Annotated in this window: 13 protein-coding genes and 1 tRNA gene; 12 read left to right on the plus strand and 2 right to left on the minus strand. The window is 57.3% G+C overall.

Translation table 11 applies throughout. The annotated features are described in order from the left end of the window. The first annotated feature begins 72 nt into the window (after positions 1-72). Positions 73-2,373, plus strand: coding sequence for a hypothetical protein (locus F7R20_RS10870; protein ID WP_003205545.1), 2,301 nt, complete (start codon positions 73-75; stop codon positions 2,371-2,373). Between the two features lie 243 nt (positions 2,374-2,616). Here F7R20_RS10870 and F7R20_RS10875 read toward each other — a convergent pair whose 3' ends face one another. Further along, entirely contained in the window at positions 2,617-3,834 is a 1,218-nt protein-coding gene (locus F7R20_RS10875) for an MFS transporter (protein ID WP_003205547.1), read from the minus strand. Positions 3,835-4,166: 332 nt separating this feature from the next. Here F7R20_RS10875 and F7R20_RS10880 point away from each other — a divergent pair, with 332 nt between their 5' ends. From F7R20_RS10880 to F7R20_RS10895, 4 genes are all read left to right on the plus strand, one after another. Further along, entirely contained in the window at positions 4,167-6,224 is a 2,058-nt protein-coding gene (locus F7R20_RS10880; protein WP_013694212.1) for a methyl-accepting chemotaxis protein, read from the plus strand. Between the two features lie 103 nt (positions 6,225-6,327). Further along, a tRNA-Met gene (locus F7R20_RS10885) sits at positions 6,328-6,404 on the plus strand. Between the two features lie 166 nt (positions 6,405-6,570). Then, positions 6,571-7,812, plus strand: coding sequence for a tyrosine-type recombinase/integrase (locus F7R20_RS10890; RefSeq protein WP_081352575.1), 1,242 nt, complete (start codon positions 6,571-6,573; stop codon positions 7,810-7,812). A gap of 312 nt (positions 7,813-8,124) precedes the next feature. Then, positions 8,125-9,006, plus strand: a complete 882-nt coding sequence (locus F7R20_RS10895) for a hypothetical protein (protein ID WP_081352576.1) — start codon at positions 8,125-8,127, stop codon at positions 9,004-9,006. A gap of 209 nt (positions 9,007-9,215) precedes the next feature. On the opposite strand, the gene F7R20_RS10900 is transcribed toward F7R20_RS10895, so the two are convergent. Further along, positions 9,216-10,154, minus strand: coding sequence for a hypothetical protein (locus F7R20_RS10900; RefSeq protein ID WP_151180600.1), 939 nt, complete (start codon positions 10,152-10,154; stop codon positions 9,216-9,218). Positions 10,155-10,532: 378 nt separating this feature from the next. Here F7R20_RS10900 and F7R20_RS10905 point away from each other — a divergent pair, with 378 nt between their 5' ends. From F7R20_RS10905 to F7R20_RS10935, 7 genes are all read left to right on the plus strand, one after another. Beyond that, positions 10,533-10,781, plus strand: a complete 249-nt coding sequence (locus tag F7R20_RS10905; protein WP_081352578.1) for a helix-turn-helix domain-containing protein — start codon at positions 10,533-10,535, stop codon at positions 10,779-10,781. After that, positions 10,778-11,047 carry a helix-turn-helix transcriptional regulator gene (locus F7R20_RS10910; RefSeq protein ID WP_081352579.1) on the plus strand — a complete coding sequence of 90 codons (270 nt, stop codon included), beginning with the start codon at positions 10,778-10,780 and terminating at the stop codon, positions 11,045-11,047. The genes F7R20_RS10905 and F7R20_RS10910 overlap by 4 nt, the downstream gene beginning before the upstream one ends. Beyond that, the gene (locus tag F7R20_RS10915) at positions 11,044-11,349 is read left to right on the plus strand and encodes a hypothetical protein (protein WP_009045447.1); all 306 of its coding nucleotides are present in this window, start codon (positions 11,044-11,046) and stop codon (positions 11,347-11,349) included. The genes F7R20_RS10910 and F7R20_RS10915 overlap by 4 nt, the downstream gene beginning before the upstream one ends. A 531-nt stretch (positions 11,350-11,880) precedes the next feature. Further along, entirely contained in the window at positions 11,881-12,171 is a 291-nt protein-coding gene (locus tag F7R20_RS10920; RefSeq protein ID WP_081352580.1) for a hypothetical protein, read from the plus strand. Beyond that, positions 12,168-12,437 carry a DUF3077 domain-containing protein gene (locus tag F7R20_RS10925; protein ID WP_010457913.1) on the plus strand — a complete coding sequence of 90 codons (270 nt, stop codon included), beginning with the start codon at positions 12,168-12,170 and terminating at the stop codon, positions 12,435-12,437. The genes F7R20_RS10920 and F7R20_RS10925 overlap by 4 nt, the downstream gene beginning before the upstream one ends. Further along, positions 12,434-15,325 (plus strand): DUF927 domain-containing protein, encoded by a 2,892-nt coding sequence (locus F7R20_RS10930; protein ID WP_081352581.1) that lies wholly within the window; start codon positions 12,434-12,436, stop codon positions 15,323-15,325. Before F7R20_RS10925 ends, F7R20_RS10930 begins: the two co-directional genes overlap by 4 nt. An 89-nt stretch (positions 15,326-15,414) precedes the next feature. Further along, positions 15,415-16,272, plus strand: coding sequence for a hypothetical protein (locus F7R20_RS10935; protein WP_081352582.1), 858 nt, complete (start codon positions 15,415-15,417; stop codon positions 16,270-16,272). Positions 16,273-16,630 lie beyond the last annotated feature (358 nt).

A 16,630-nucleotide genomic window follows, 5' to 3' on the forward strand; every position in this document is an offset into this window, starting at 1 on the left:
TGCACTGCGCGCGCTCTCACGTCCGAAAACAACCGCAAGGCGTCCACCCAATGTCGTGAAAAGGAGATCAACATGAACAACCTGAGCGATATAGCGCTGGCAACATCCACCAACCCCAGCACCTTCCTCACGGTCCCGCTCGGCGATCCGGTCCAGGCTGACAACGGCAACATTCCACCCAACACGCGGATGCTGCCCGGCCAGTGGGCGGCAGCGGACGGTAACGGCTATGTGTTGCTGCTGCAGCCTGACGGCAACCTGGTGCTGTACCAGGTCGTCACAGGTCCCGTGGCGGCCAACAGCTCGTTCACCGGTAGCGCGATCTGGGCCACTGGCACCAACAACGGTGCCTATTTCGATGTCCAGACCGATGGCAACCTGGTCCTGGGTACCAGCGACGGCAACGTGGCATGGTCGCCCTACACCAACGGCATCGACCCTCAGGAACTGCTCGTCCAGACCGACGGCAACCTCGTGCTGTACAACACCCTCAACCAAGCCTGCTGGGCCTCGAGCAGCAATCACTATCAGGTTTGGCCGCCGACTCGCTGGGTCAATGTGCAAAGCCACCTCGTCGCGCCCGAGAAAGGCGTGCCCTTTGTACTCACCGCCAGTTCCGACGGCGTGACGTTGAGCCCCTTCGTGGCCGATTCGCCCAACCAGATCTGGCAAGTCACCGCCGATGGACGGCTGCTCAGTCGCCTGCTCGACGGGTTGGTGTTGGGTCAGGATGCCGGCAGCAGTACGCCAATCAACACCACACAGAGTGTACCCGTCCCGGTCGAGCAGACCTGGCTCTGGGGAACGGGGCTCGGCCCCACGGCCATCCAGAACAGCGCTTCGAATCAGTATCTGAGTGTCGATATCACGGGGGGCTCGGTACAGATGCAAGACACCGACACCTCGAGCCAATGGTACTTCATGCCGACCACGCCCCTGGACAGCATCATGGCCTTGCCGGCGTCCGACCCGGCCTTCCCGGCCTTTACGCCTGACCAACAGGCTGTCTATGACTGGATAAACAACAAACTGGCGGCCATGAACAATCAGCGCCATTTGATCCTGCGCGAGCAGTACACCAACGGCGCCAGCACTCTGGACAATTACCGGCAAGACATGCTCGGCCTGGACTACAGCGCGTTCCCACCGCAAGTCTGGCAACCCGTAGTGGAGCAGTTGAAGTTGGAGCTCAGCGCAGCGAGCGCCGTCAACAGCCTGTTCGCCTGCTACACCAGTTTCCACACCCTGTTATTCGTGGACCAAGGAGCGCTGCTCTCCGAACTGGGCCTGGATGCCGGCTTCGAGGACGGTGACTCGACCAATATCGGCGGCATCATCCTGGCGGTGCTCTCGGGCGTCATCTACACCGTGCTCTCGGCTGAAACGATGGAAGGCGACATCAATTATTTCGCCGTCGCGGCCAACGTTCTCCAGAGCGGCATCAATGTGGCGGTCGCGGCCCAGAGCTCGAATGTTTCTCCCAGCCTGTTCCAGGTGGCCTATGCCGACCTGTGGGGACAATTGAGCACTACCTTCGAAGGGTTGCTGGATACGTTCGACACCATGGAAACCGCCATCCTGACAGACTGGGCCAAGCTGAAAATCACCTATACGCTGATCGCCTCGACAGCGCCCGACGGATTGTTCTGGAACTCCGGTGAAACTGGAAATATGGTGAAAGCCGCCAAGCAGGGTTACGTGCTGTCGGTGATGCAGATGCTGCTGCCGGCCAAATACCAGATCTACCAATACCTGGACGTCAATAACAACCCCATCGACGGTGTGCCCGCCTATGCGCAGTACATCACACCCGCGATCGACGGGACCTACTTCAAATACTGGATCGCCGATTCGACGGACTGGTCAATCTATCCGGAAGAAATCGCGCTCACCCAGGTCTGGGACAATGGCGGCTCGAAGGACGACTTCTTTAACAGCAGGAACGGTTGGGCGTTCGCCTTGACACGGCCCTACACCTACAGCGGCAACGCCGCCAATTACCTGGTAATCGCGCTTACCAACCTGAGCCCGAACACGCTGGTGGCCACGGTGTTCAATCCGTCCCCCACCTCCGCCGGGCCGTCCCCACAAACCCTGTATCCCTACGAGACGGTATTGATCGAGGCCGAAGCTGCATATCCTGGTGGCGTAGCGATCACTCTCTCGATCTTCGACCCTTCCCGTGGCAACTACCTCGACGAGCCAATCGCCTCGTTCGATGCCTTTCAGGATTACTCTGGGTTCGCGGCCGGTAATGTGCGCACCGCCAACGCCACGACGGCGGGCGATTACCAACTGTCGACACCGCTGTGCAACACGGGCGGGTACAAGCAATACCCCGGCGCTATCCAGGCCAGTATCTACCGTCCTTGAGGGGTGAATCGCAGGCATGAGGAGCGGGAGTTCCGCTCGAAGAAAAAGCCGTGTTGATCGGCGGGCTTGCTCCGAAGGCGTTGGGTCGGTTTGCATTGATACAGGATGTGCCGACGCCTTCGCGAGCAAGCTCGCTCCCACAGGTTTTTGTGTCGTGTGCAGATGGCCGAGAACACCCACCAACCCATGTGGGAGCGGGCTTGCTCGCGAAGGCGTCGGCTCAGCTACATGGATCTTCTCGCCTCAAGCCTTTCGAGTCCTCGGCAAGAAAATCGCCAACACCCCGAACAGCGGCAGGAACGAGCACAACCAGTACACATACTCGATGCCACGGATGTCCGCCAGGTGCCCCAGCAGCGCGGCGCCAATCCCGCCGAAACCGAACATCAGCCCGAAGAACACACCGGCGATCATCCCGACATTGCCCGGTACCAGTTCCTGGGCATACACCACGATGGCCGAGAACGCCGAGGCCAGGATGAAGCCGATGACCACGCTGAGGATGCTGGTCCACAACAGGTCGACATGAGGCAGGATCAGGGTGAACGGTGCCACGCCGAGGATCGAGAACCAGATCACCGCCTTGCGCCCGATCCTGTCGCCAATCGGTCCACCGAAGAAGGTCCCCGCCGCCACCGCCCCGAGAAACAGGAACAGGTGCAACTGCGAAGAGGCCACCGACAGGTCGAACTTCTCGATCAGATAGAACGTGAAGTAGCTGGTGAAACTGGCCATGTAGAAATACTTGGAAAACACCAGCAGCCCCAGCACCACCAGCGCACTCAAGACCCGTCCCTTGGATAGGCCATGCGTGGCCGCCTGGCCTTGCTTGAGTTTGAACAGGTTCAGGTGGTTGGCGTACCAACGGCTGATGCGGTACAGCACGAACAGCGCAAACAGGGCGAACAACCCGAACCAGGCCACATTGCCTTGCCCATAGGGAATGATGATCGCCGCCGCCAGCAGCGGGCCAAAGGCTGAGCCGGCGTTACCGCCCACCTGGAAGGTCGATTGCGCCAGCCCGTAGCGGCCGCCCGAGGCCAATCGCGCCACCCGCGACGCTTCCGGATGAAAGGTCGACGAGCCAATCCCGATCAACGCCGCCGCCAACAGGATCAAGGCAAAACTGCCGACCATGGACATCATCACGATGCCGATCAGCGTGCACACCGTCCCAGCCGGCAGCAGCCAGGGCTTGGGGTGCCGGTCAGTGTGATAGCCGACCCAAGGCTGCAACAAAGAGGCGGTCAACTGGAACGTCAGCGTGATCAAGCCAACCTGCGTGAACGTCAGGCCATAGCTATCCTTGAGCATTGGATAAATCGAGGGCAGCACGGCCTGGATCAAGTCATTGATCAGGTGCGCCAGCGCCACGGCACCGATGATCCGCATGACCAACGGGCTGCTTTGCGCAGTGGCGGCAACGGCTGGGGTCTCGGCCTGGGTATTGCTGATAGCCATGGGAGTTTCCATACGACAGAGGGTGCACACGGGCAGGTGCGTCAATGTGCCATTTTTCGGTGCAGCAAGGCTATCCCCTTAGCTAGCTATCGACCTCGAAAAATTGCCGAAATCCAAGGTGATAGCCCTACGCCATGGTCTGAATCTTGCCTTGTTAATGGCCTACAACGCGGCTCCTTACAAAGGGGACCGAGAATGGGAAGTTTCGCTACAGAGCTGGCCTACCGAGCCGATTTGGACAAACTTTCGAGGCCTTTTAAAAGGGCACCTGTTTCAGCACTTGTGTAGAAAACGCACAAAAATAGTGCAATGGTGTTCAGGGGAGTATGGGCATGCAGGCTTTTCTATCACCGGGAATCAGGTTGTTGGGGCATTTCGGCTTCGCCCGCAAATTCCAATTGCTGTTCCTGCTTTTTATCCTGCCGCTCATGGGCAGCCTGTGGCTCATCGGCCAGGACTATCGCGACAAACTCAGCCTGATTTCCGGGGAACGCGCCGGGGTGCGCCAATTGCTGGCCCTGGATAACCTGGACAACCTGCTCACCGCCCAGCGCAACCGCGCCGCCCGCTGGCGCGCCACCGAAACCAATCGGCAGCCGACACCCGCGACGCTGGCCGCCATGGCGGCGTATGACGCAGTGCAACCGGCCCTTACCCAGGCCGCCAGTGACCTGGGCAACGCCCTGCAAACCGAAGGGGCCGAGGCCGATACCCTCGCCCGCTATCAAGCCCTGCAAACCAGCCTCAACGGCCTGGATTCGAAGAGCCTGGGCAGCGTGGGCTGGTGGCCGGATGGCTACGACCGCTTCACCGCTGCCCTCAGCGCCCTGCAAGCCTTGCGCGAGCAGATGGTCATGGACAACCGCCTGACCCTCGCCTCCTGGCTGGAAACGTATTTGCTGACGCAGATTTCCACTCAGCAGACGCCGGACCTGATCGAACGGGTCGGTCGCCTGGCCAGCGTTGGACAAGCTTCCGTGGTATCAGGCCAGTTCACGTTGCAGAGTCGCCTGCAACTGCGGGACCTGCGCAGCCGTATCGGCGACGCCCGGGACCAGTTGGTCAAGACCGGAGCGCTGCTGGAAACCCGCCTGCCCAGCGATCTGCAAACCTGGGCCGGACAATACCAGGGCAGCCTCAAGCACTTGGATGCCGGCCTGAAAGTGTTGGATGACGGCGTGTTCGGCGGTTCCATCAATCTCAAGCCCGAAGACTTCGAGAAACACATGGACGCCCTCCTCGTCGACCTGGCGACCCTGCGGCAACAGTCACTGGTGGCACTGGATACGCGGCTGGACCACTACCACGGTTCGGCGATTCGCCAGTTCACCCTGGTAGCAACGGTACTGGGCTGCCTGCTGCTGGCGGCGCTGTATCTTTTTGTTTGCCTGCAAGCGTCGATCCGGCGCAGCGCCAGCGGCATCACCCTGCTGGCCGAAGCCCTGCGCGACGGAAATCTCAGCTTGCAAGTGCCAGTGCAAGGACGCGATGAACTGGCGGCCATCAGCACCGCCCTCAACGTCGCCGTGGTGCAGCTGCGCAACAGCCTGCTGGGGGTGGACCACGAAACGTTGCAGTTGAGCAACGCCGTACGCACCCTCAATACCCACTCCAGCGGCGCCCTGGGCGAAGTCGAAGCCCAGCAGATGCAGATCAGCCAGATCGCTGCCGCCGCAACACAACTGGCCGCCACCTCCCAGGGCGTGGCGAAGAGTTGTGAACAGGCCTCCGATAGCGCCCAGCAGACCCGCCGCATCGCCACCGACAGCAGCCGCGACAGCCAACGCACCACGGCCAGCATCCAGCAGCTCAACCAGCGCCTCAACGAAACCGCCGCCGCATTGGGGCGGGTCAGCGAACAGGGGCAACAGATCCAACTGGTGGTCGATACCATTCGTGGCGTGGCCGAGCAGACCAATCTTTTGGCCCTCAATGCCGCCATCGAAGCCGCTCGCGCCGGGGAACAGGGCCGTGGTTTCGCGGTGGTGGCCGACGAGGTGCGCAGCCTGTCGCAACGCACCCAATCCTCCACGCAACAGATTGCCGCCACCGTCGACAGCCTGCGCGCCACGGTCAACGAAGCCGTCAGCCTGATGGAAGCCGCCTGCGGCCAGGCCCAGACCGACGCCCAAGCAGTCACCGGCCTTGGCGAACGGCTGGGAGAAATAGCCAGCGCGGTGCAAAGCGTCACCGACACCCTGGCGCAAATCGCCACCGCCGTGGATGAGCAAGCCAGCACCGCCGACGAGGTCAGCGGCAATATCCAGCAGGTCGACCAGGCAGCGATGCGTTTGCTTGAAGGCGCAAGGGCCGTGAACCTGGCGGCGGATACCCTGAGCCAGGGAAGCCGGGCCCTGAGTGCCAACACAGGGAGATTTCAGCTCGGTTGATAGCGATTTGCAGCGAGGATTGTTAAGCGGTTGAAAGCGCAGAGAAATATTTCAGATTTACGCTTGACACATCTTCGTTACCGGCGAATAATGCGCGCCACTTGGCTACATAGCTCAGTTGGTTAGAGCATAGCATTCATAATGCTGGGGTCCGGGGTTCAAGTCCCTGTGTAGCCACCAAGTACCTGTTTACAGATGTCTCCATGAGTCTCTAAACAACCTCAAGAAGCCCGCCTAGTGCGGGCTTTCTTGTTTTTGGCTGTCCACCTCTATCTACCCCTACCCTTCCCCACCGTGTATGCCCACGTGTATGCTTCAGAACTAATTGAACTGGAGGCATACACGGATGAAGCGCGCCGATATCAAGCGACGTCCTCTCGCTGATACAACACTTTCCAGCCTGGAGCCTGAGGCCGGGGCATACCGCGAACTAGATAGTCCTGGGCTGTATTTCAGAGTCAAACCAAACGGCCAAAAATCTTGGGAATTGCGCTACAAGAAACCGGACGGCAAATGGTCTTGGCTAGGTCTCGGCGGCTATCCAGAAGTAAGCGGCGCCTTCGCTCGACAGAAAGCGGCAGAGCTGCGAGCAGACGCCTCAGAAGGCAAGAACCCAATTATCTCCAAGAAGGCTCGTCAGGCGGCTGACATTGACGCAGCCAATGACACCTTCGAATCACTAGCCAGGGAATGGCATACGTCTCGCCTCAGCGGCTGGGATGCCGGGACTGCCAAAAGGATACTCGGCGCACTCGAACGCCACGTGTTCCCTTCGCTCGGTAAACGTTCCTATACCTCGATCATGTCTATGGAGTGGATGGAGCTATTGAGAGGACTTGAGCGCCAGGGGATATTGGAACAGATGAGTCGCGTGAGGGCTTACTGCAAAGATATCTATGACCTGGCTCGCGTGACTGGCAGAGCCGTCAACAATCCCTTGGAGGGCGTGCATAAGTTTCTGTCATCAGGAAAGGCAGAGAACTACGCTCATGTTTCTCCTGACGAGCTCCCTGGGTTACTTCGAGCTATAAACTCCTATCCGCATGCCAAAGATGTTCAGCTTGGCCTGCGGCTGTTGACCCTGATGGCAGTCCGTCCTAGCGAACTTCGCGAAGCTCATTGGGCAGAGTTCGACTTCGACAAGAAACTGTGGACAGTTCCTGTCGAACGCAAGGGGCGTAAAAAAGGCCGCGAACATCTGGTGCCGCTATGCACTCAAGCTGTAGATGCCCTATTGGAGCTTCGGCAACTTACCGGGGCATACCCTCTCCTGTTTCCAGGTAGAAGCGACCGCACCAAACCCCGAAGCGACACCGTATTTCTCATGGCACTAAGGCGCCTTGGTTACGAAGGCCGCCAGACCGGTCATGGCTTCCGCCACATCGCCAGCACCATCCTCAACGAGCATGGTTACCCCGCTGACCATATCGAGGCCCAACTCAGTCACAAGGCACAAGGTGTCAGGGGGATTTACAACAAAGCCCAGTACCTTGAACAGCGCATAAAGATGATGCAGTGGTATGCCGATCACCTTGATAGCTTGCAGAAAGGGAATGTCGTACAAGGTCAATTCGGGCAAACGGCTTGAGCACGCAATTATTAACTATGCAAAAACCATGTGTTCCGCGTGTTCCGCGTGTTCCGCGTGTTCCGCGTGTTCCATGTGTTCCATGTGTTCCATGTGTTCCAGAATCGCCGAACGCCCATATATCTGGGGCTTTGACACCCGGAACACTTTCAGTGAGCACCCGGAACACATCTACGAAGACATACAAATGGTGTTCCGGTTTGAGCAACGCTTCCAGACGGCCCTCCTGTCCTCTGGTGGCTTCTGCCCAGCGGGGCCGGGCGCAATCGCTCGCGTTTTCCGGTCGCAGCAACGGGGCGCTGGGGTTGAGCGATGAGTAACAAATTCCATTTGAGTGATCCCCTCAACGTCGAAGGCTGGGAGATCGTCGAGACGCTTGAACGATTCACGCTGTACGACGAATTTGCGCATCGCATTCAGGATGCGCTCGAACTCATACGAGAGGGTCAGGAGCACTGGATGAACCATCAAAAAGATGGGGAGTGGTCCGCTGACTCCGTTCGTGTACTTGGCAATGTGAGGCGACTCTCCTACAACATACGTCAGCAATTTGAGCGCTCCAACGACCTCCCACTCTCCATCCGCTGGACAATAGGGGACTCGTCGAACTCAACGATCAGCGATAGTCAATACATTGCCGCGTTGGCAATTGATCGCTCCTGCCGTGTGGTTGAGACATTAGAGAAGTGGTTAAGTGGCTTCGATATGGACCTGTGCGCCGGGAACGCTGATAATCTCACCGCTTTGGTTGCGGCTGAATCGAACGAATTTTCGGAATTTGTGAATGAGGTACGCCATGAGCAATCGCATCTTGAAATCGAAGCACGAGAGGCCGCAGCTGACTTAATAGGCGTAGCTCGGCACTACATGACGTTAGCGAGCGTCTATGCCTCTCCCTTAATCAGCGCCGCTGATAAAATACGAATCAGCGCCACTGCTCGCAAGGCAGGCAAAAGCTCTGCAATCATACGTCGCGAGGCTATAAAAGACCGCGACGAGGGCATTTGCTCTCACGCCAAGCGCCTTATTCGCGATGGTCGATCAGAAAGGGAGGTTGTCGGCATCATTGCCGGCACGGACTCTGCGCTAAAAACGCCCGGCGGCGGCGCCAAACTTTCCACCAAACAGATACGCAACATTCTGGTTGCGGGCGGAGTTTTCCACGCACAACACTCGAATGAAAATCGTGCTTGAAATTGACCGCCTTTTTTATCGTCCCCCCCAGCCGGTCACAGTGGATTTCATTATCCACAATTAAAACTGAGACGTTTAGAGTGATGCTTCGCTACCGTCCTATACAGATTTTTAACAGCATAGGCCAATAGCAGACGCCCGCGCATGAGCTGCAGACGCAGCCTCAACACGTGACGCCGTCCCCCAACCAAAGTTATGCTAGCGCAAATTTAAGTAACATTAGGTACCACAGAACATTGCGCCAAAAGCATTCGAATACTTTTCTCGTCATCCGGCCTTACCACGGCAAGCTTAACAAGCCGCCTTTCGAAAAACTCCAATAGCTGTTCATCTACTACTAGATTTGCATCGATAAAACTATTCTGAAGAGATTCTTTTATTAGTCCAATAAAGTCATCAATATCGTAATCATTCCCAGACAGAATCGCAGTATCCAGACCTTGCAAGCAGCTTATTAGAAAGTTAGTAGGTATTTTTTTCACATCCCAAATCAATGATTCAACCCTACGCAACTCAGTAGTTATGCTGACGACGTTACCCTTTATATCTTTAACCGTCGCGTCAGAGCGCGCCGTGGCCCTCAGCACCTCATCAAACTTACTTTCGAGCGACACCCTAACCGTTTCAAAATGCGATCTAACCTGTGATGCCTGATCTAGCATTCTATCGAGATCCTGTTGACTTCTAATTTCTTGAGCCGCTGCTATATCCCGACTCGCTACGGCGAGACTAGCGTCTATCTCTGATTGAAAGATTTTTATTTTGGCGTCGTAATCTTCTTTAATTCTCTGGAGATCCTTGTCATGCAGCTTGAAACTGGTGAATAAGCTTGCACCGACCAACAGAAGCACGGTGCTCACGATGGCGCTAAGCGACCATATTATGATTGATAGCATAGAGTTCTGAAATTCAGATGCAAGGAGATTTCTTTCCTTGAGAATTTTCAGCTCGGTCTCGTCCGACATGTTTGTTTTTGGTGTCGTGCCGACATTGTTTAAAACTAGCGGAGCAAGGGGACTAGCATCCAAAGGCTTGGCTGCTACTTCTCCGACAGAGGCCACCTGAGTAGCTGTCGCGATACTACAGGATAAAAAAGCAGGTAAAACCACAGCTAGTAAAATTGATAGTGTGCCAATAATTTTTTTCATGCTTACATCCTAATTTAAGCTGAGACAAGTTTTCTGACGGAATAAATGTGCAGCAAATATAAATTATAGGACGCGACCTTGTCTAACCGCGTCGAATGTCCTCTTTACGTCTAATGCTGTTTCCGTTCAACAATCGGTGAACTGAAATTTCCGTATCTAGCTCTTTTCCCGGTCACCATGTCATTTATAGTCGGTTCTTACTAATCACGGTTACGTGCATCCTGGCTAAGCCAACGCAAAAGCACAATCGGCTCAGATGCAATTGGGCGGTCAAGCCCGTGAGGCCACCTAGCGAATAAAGGAAGTGAACCACCGTTCATTTCCCTCCACCCACGTAGCGTTAGCCCTGTATCCCTCCACGACTACAGGAATCGCTAAATGACTGTAACCCCGACTCAATCCATCCCCTCTCTTCCACCCTGCGCCACTGATTTACTCACCCCCGATCAGGTAGCGAGCACTCTCGGCTTGTCGCATCGCACACTCGCCGCCTGGCGCAGTTCGCGCCGAAACCCGCTCCCTTACGTGAAGGTTGGAAGCCGCGTGCGCTATCGACCTGAAGATATATCGACATGGCTAGAAAGCCGCACGCACAGCTCCGCCGTAAACGTAAGGAGTGGGAAATGAAGAAGCCCCGCTTCCACTCATCTGCAAACGATTCCACCCGGAATGATCCGCCGGTGGCTCTCATCCGCATCGGTGAGGTGATGGCTATTGTCGGCCTAGCCCGTCCTACCATTTATAAGCTGATGAACGAGCCTGAAAGTGGCTTTCCGAGACCCGTAAAACTCACTAACAGCACCGCTCGGGGAGCCCCAGTTGCCTGGGTTCTGTCTGAAGTCCAAGCATGGGCACGTAGCCGCATTGAGGCTCGTGATCAGGTGGCCGCATGAGCCGCAAGATCGCCAACAAGGCCCTGATGCACCCGTTCTCTATTCTTCGCCAGGTCGGCTTTTCACCCCGCCTCATGCAACGCCTGGAGCGCTACCGCAGCCAGCAGGACAAACAGGGGCGTGTGGTCAGTGTGCTCAGTTGGGCTGACGGCACCTGGTGCGCGCTCTCTCTCCACTGCGAAAAGACCGGGGCGGTGATCGTCGACGAGGGCCAGCAAGCGGAAGCCTATGAGGATGCCCGCTCGATGCTCCAAGGCGGCTTCCTGCCCCTGCTTTCGCTGCGCTTCGACTTTCATGCCTGAAACGAAAACGCCTCCGGGGGCGATCCGGAGGCGTTGAGGTAAATCTACATGCCCGAACAATTTATGCCACACCCGAAAAAACCGCAAGCCACCCGCACAGTTGCGCTTTCGAAAAACGGACGTTACTCTTTGGCCGTCGCTGCAAAATCAGCGACCGGGTTTGGCGACCCGAGTTTAAGAAGGCGCACCGGCGCCCCCATCTCGATTGCAGGCGCTTTTTTTGTGCCCGCATTCTTGTTTAATGGCGGCTGTGCGTGGGAGACCTTCGGGTCTGCCGGGTTCCTTCTTACCCGGTTCGCCAACCTGCGCACAGCTGCCACCCCAATTCGTTTGGCGACGAATCGTGGCAGTTCCTATTTAAGAAGGAGCTCCACCTATGCACGCCCTCAATCCGTCCAAAATTCGCGCCGCTGCACACCGTGCAATGGCTCTCGCCGCTCTACACGCCAACTCCAGCCTCGCTACCCGTCTTGCCCGTTACAACGCCCATATGGTCAAAGCTCGCGCTCTCGAAGCCGCAGGCGGTGCCCAATGACCTCCTCCCTCAGCTTCGCCTTGCCCGAAGACCTGCTCTGCGTCAGCAAAGACATCGAGAAGGGTGTCCCGGTTGATGCAATCACCTGCGCTATTAACCGCGCAGAGTCCGTGCTGATGTTGCTTGAGGACCATTTCGAAAGCGAAAGCGACAGGCCACGCCTAGCCAATCACGTCCTGGCCGCTGTTATTTGGGATGTCCGGGGCACCCTGGGACTGATCAAAACCCTGACCCTGCACGGTGACACCACGTCTGTTCCAATGGATCAGAAAGGCGGTGCCGTATGAGCGCTCACACCACACTAGGCCGAGCGTCGTTTTTCAATAAAACTTCCGGCCGGGGAGTGTTTCGGGTGAATGCGGGCATTCCTATTGAGGACGCGCTCGAAACGGTTTCGCTCCTCCAGCATTACGCCAATCAACTCTCCCTCGATGCCGCCATGAGCGATAAGGGCGAGCGCTACAGCTGGTGCGCGCTTTACCTGGGCGAAATGGCAAAAGCCCTGATCGATGACGTGAACGATGCCATGTTTATGCCGGGGGCCGATACATGACCCAGCGCATGAACAAACCAATAAAACGCCCCAGCTTTGCCGACGTGAAAAGCGCCGCACTCAAGGACATTGATCGCGTGCTGTCTCACTGGCTGCCCAACGGCAAACGGGTCGATGGCGGCAAGGAATACACCGCCCCTAATCCGACCCGCACGGACAAACGTGCCGGATCACTCAAGGTCAATTTGAGCAAAGGCACATGGGCTGACTTTGCCACCGGTGACAAGGGCGGCGACCTGATCGATTTGGTGCGCTACCTCGAAGGCGGCACGGACGTCGAAGCCTGCAACAAGCTGGCGGATCTGCTGCACGTATCGGCAGGCGCCGCACAGTCCAAGCCAACACAGAGCAAAAGCAAAGCGCCGGAATGGATCGCCATTCAACCGATCCCGGTCGAGGCCATGAACAAGTGCCCGGCCAAGCACCGGCAACACGGCGCGCCCTCCAAGGTATGGATCTATCGTGATGCCCAAGGCCAGCCCCTCATGGCGCTTTATCGCTTCGACCTGGGGCCGGACGAAGACGGTAAGCCAAGGAAAGTCTTTGCACCGCTGACCTGGTGCCAACGCGCCGACGGCCAAACCACGCAGTGGCGTTGGCAAGGTTTGCCCGATCCGCGCCCTCTTCTGCGCCTGGACGAACTGTCGCAACGGCTCGATGCACAGGTTGTACTGTGCGAGGGCGAGAAAGCCGCCGACGCTGCCGCCGAGCTGATGCCAAGCTACGTAGCGACCTGCTGGCCGAACGGTTCTCACTCTTGGCACAAGGCCGACCTTACACCGCTTAAAGGGCGGTCGGTCTTGTTGTGGCCGGACAATGACTCCAGCGGTCAGAGCTGCATGGAGGCCGTCGCGGAAAAGCTGCGTGAAATCGGCGCCGCGTCAGTGCAAGCAATCGCCCTGGACGTCTTCAAACGCAAGCCCACGCTAAAGAATGGCAAACCGACCTTCGCCAAAGGTGGTCAATGGGACGATGGCGACGATGCAGCCGACGCACTCGCCAAGGGCTGGACATCGGCCCACCTCGTCGAGCTGGAGAACACTGGCGAGCTGCTTGGCTCGGCACCTGCCCCCGCTCCGGCTGGAGTAATCGAAACAAAGACACCACCGAAAACCAAGCGCCCCGCCAAATCAAAAAACGACCTGCTGCCCGGTGGTTTTCGCCTGACGCCGGAGGGCGTGTTTTATTCCGGCGACGACGGCGAAGCGCGGCCTGTTTGCTCGCCCCTGGAGATCCTCGCACGCACCCGTGACGACAAGGGCCATAACTGGGGCTTGCTAGTCGAATTCGACGATCCGGACGGTGAGAAAAAACGTTGGAACATTCCGGCCCGCAACATGACCGGTGACTTCGGAAAGGACGTTTTAGGGCCTCTGGTGGATATGGGATTGCGTTTACCAGGAACTCGCTCTGGACGTAATGCACGCAACGATCTTCAAAGCTATTTGCAAGGGTTCGACAGCAAGGAACGGGCCCGCTTGGTCACTCGCCTTGGATGGCATGGACCTGCATATCTGCTACCTGACCAGCAGATTGGAAATAGCCATGAGCACCTCTTCTTCTGCGACTCCGGGGCGCAACTTCCTCCCATTAGCGAAGCCGGGACATTGGAACAATGGCAGCGGCAAGTCGGTGCAATGTGCGTAGGCAACCATCGTTTGGCGTTCGTCGTCAGCGTGGCCTTCGCTGGACCGCTGTTGAATATGCTCGGTCACGAGTCGGGCGGGTTTCACCTCTACGGCGACAGTTCCGGCGGCAAGACCACGCACCTACAAGTCGCCGCCTCCGTCTATGGCGGGCCACGTGTGGTGCGTTCTTGGCGCTCGACAGACAACGCCCTGGAGTCCATCGCCGCCGCGCATTCGGATGGGCTCCTGGTGCTGGATGAAATCGGCATGTGCGACCCGCGCATTATCGGTGAAACGGTGTACATGCTCGGTAATGGCACCGGCAAGGCACGCGCCAATGATCGAGGACAAGCGGGCCGACAGGTACAGGAGTGGCGCTTGCTGTTTCTCTCGACGGGCGAGAAGACATTGGCACAGCACATGGCCGACGCCAACAAAGAGCTTAAAGCGGGGATGGAAATCCGCATGTTGGCCGTGCCGGCGGATGCAAGCAAGGGGCTAGGCATGTTTGACGTGCTGAATGGGTTTGAGGACGCAGCCGCCTTATCGGATGCCCTCAAAGCACGAGTAGCTAAATACTATGGCACGCCGTTGACTGCCTTCCTGTCTGCCTTATGCAAGCCCGGCGAAATGCTCGGTTGGACTGCCATCCTGCGGCGAACGGTAGAGCGTTTTATTGCCAAAGCGCTTCCCGCTTCGGCCAGTGGACAAGCGCACCGAGCTGCTGCTCGTTTCGGCCTAGCCGCCGCCGCTGGGGAGCTTGCCACGGCGCTAGGCGTAACAGGTTGGCCAGAAGGCACCGCAACCACAGCAGCACAGGTGTGCCTCAGTGCTTGGCTGGATGAGCGCGGCGGTGCCGGAAACATGGAAGGCGATGCAATTGTGGGTCGTCTTCAACAAATCATTGAGCGATTTGGTGAAAGCCGTTTCACCCGTTGGGACGGGATTACAGCAAAAACCGATGACCACGCGCCACGCACCTCGGACCGACTCGGGTTCCGCCGTACCGTTGAACACGGTATGGGGGACGGCGTTTACACGCTCGTTACCTACTACTTCCTGCCCACCGCTTGGAGAGCAGAAGTTTTTAAAGGAATGAGCCTGACCCTAGTTAATCGTGAGCTGATCGAACGCGGCATCTTGGAGCCAAGCGCCGAGGGTCGTGCGGCCCAATCAGTACGCCTACCCGGCCTATCCAAAACGAGAGCCTATGTGGTTCACGCCAGCGCTCTTCTCGCTTCAGAAGCTGAGGCCGCATGAGGCGCCTTTTGAGAGAGGGGATTCGCTGGCCTATCGGGGCCCGGCCAGCCCGAACTTGACCCACAAAATTCTATTTAACGGAGAAGTACATGAGTGAATATCAGAAACAACTTACGCAACATCAAGCCGCTCTCGCTGAACTAAACAAACAGCTCCCACAGCTCAGAGCAACAGCCAGGGAAGCGGAGCAGACCTTTTCCAAAAGCCGCGCAGGCAAACCTCGTTTCCCGCACGAGCTAGTAGCCCCCTATACAAACGCCAAGGCAGCAATTGATCAACACAACGCGGAAATCAACCGGTTGCGGGAATTAGTTTCCTGGGAGGAAGGTGTCAGATCTGCCAGTTCAGATATTAGAAAGGCCCAGAAGGAAGCTATGCACACCCAAGGCGAGTTGACGAAGCTGGTAGAGAAACGCACGAAGATCTCCTCCAAACTCGAGAAAGCACAACGGGAGCAACGCGGCGAAATCGAAAAAGCTCAAACCGCTGAACAACGTGCCGCCGACGCATACGCAGCAGCATTGGCCGACGGTGACGACGCAGCCGAAGAGCGTGCCGAAAAGGCTCTCAAGCAAGCATCGGAAGCAATGACACAAGCCGCTCAAGGTAAACGTGGACTCAATACGCTGCTGGCTACGTTAACGACCGAGATCGAGAAGTTGGATGTTGCGATCTCAGACGCGAAGCAGCGGCTAGCGGATTATCGTCAAGATCAGCTGAACGCTGCACGCCTACTCTGGGCAGAACGCTTGGACAAGGCGGCACAAGACTTTGCCAAAGTCGCCGCGCAGTTCACCGCGACAGAGAAAGCGCTCGGGCGTCGCTATAGCAACTTGGAGGATCTCAACGTCCCTTTGCAGGCCCCAATGGGTCCCAAACACATCACCCATCGCAAAATCCTTGAAATGGCACAGGCACTTTCTATCGAGGAATTGCTAGTAGCGTGACCCGTACATATCACCGCTGAAGCGGTGACATTCCAAAACCGGAGCCCCTAGGCGGAACACCAAACGTGTACCACTTAGCTTGTGTTCCGGTTTTTTATTTTCGGTGTTCCACCAGCGAAACCCTTGTAAACCGGTGCTTCCAGCGTAGGTGGAACACATGGAACACGCGGAACACCCAATTTACAGCTATCTGAAAGCCCCCGTGCCCCATGCCAAGCGGTGGCCTTCAGCGGAGGAGTACGCGCCACCACCACGGAGTAGCGCGTCTTTTTTTGGCTCGCTCGTGATCCAGATCATCCGCTCTGACCTAGTAAGCGACTTCAGGCCAGCTGGCGAAACCTGGCATCATGGGTCCTCC

It is taken from the genome of Pseudomonas brassicacearum subsp. brassicacearum (assembly GCF_008801605.1).
GTDB classification, from domain to species: domain Bacteria; phylum Pseudomonadota; class Gammaproteobacteria; order Pseudomonadales; family Pseudomonadaceae; genus Aquipseudomonas; species Aquipseudomonas brassicacearum.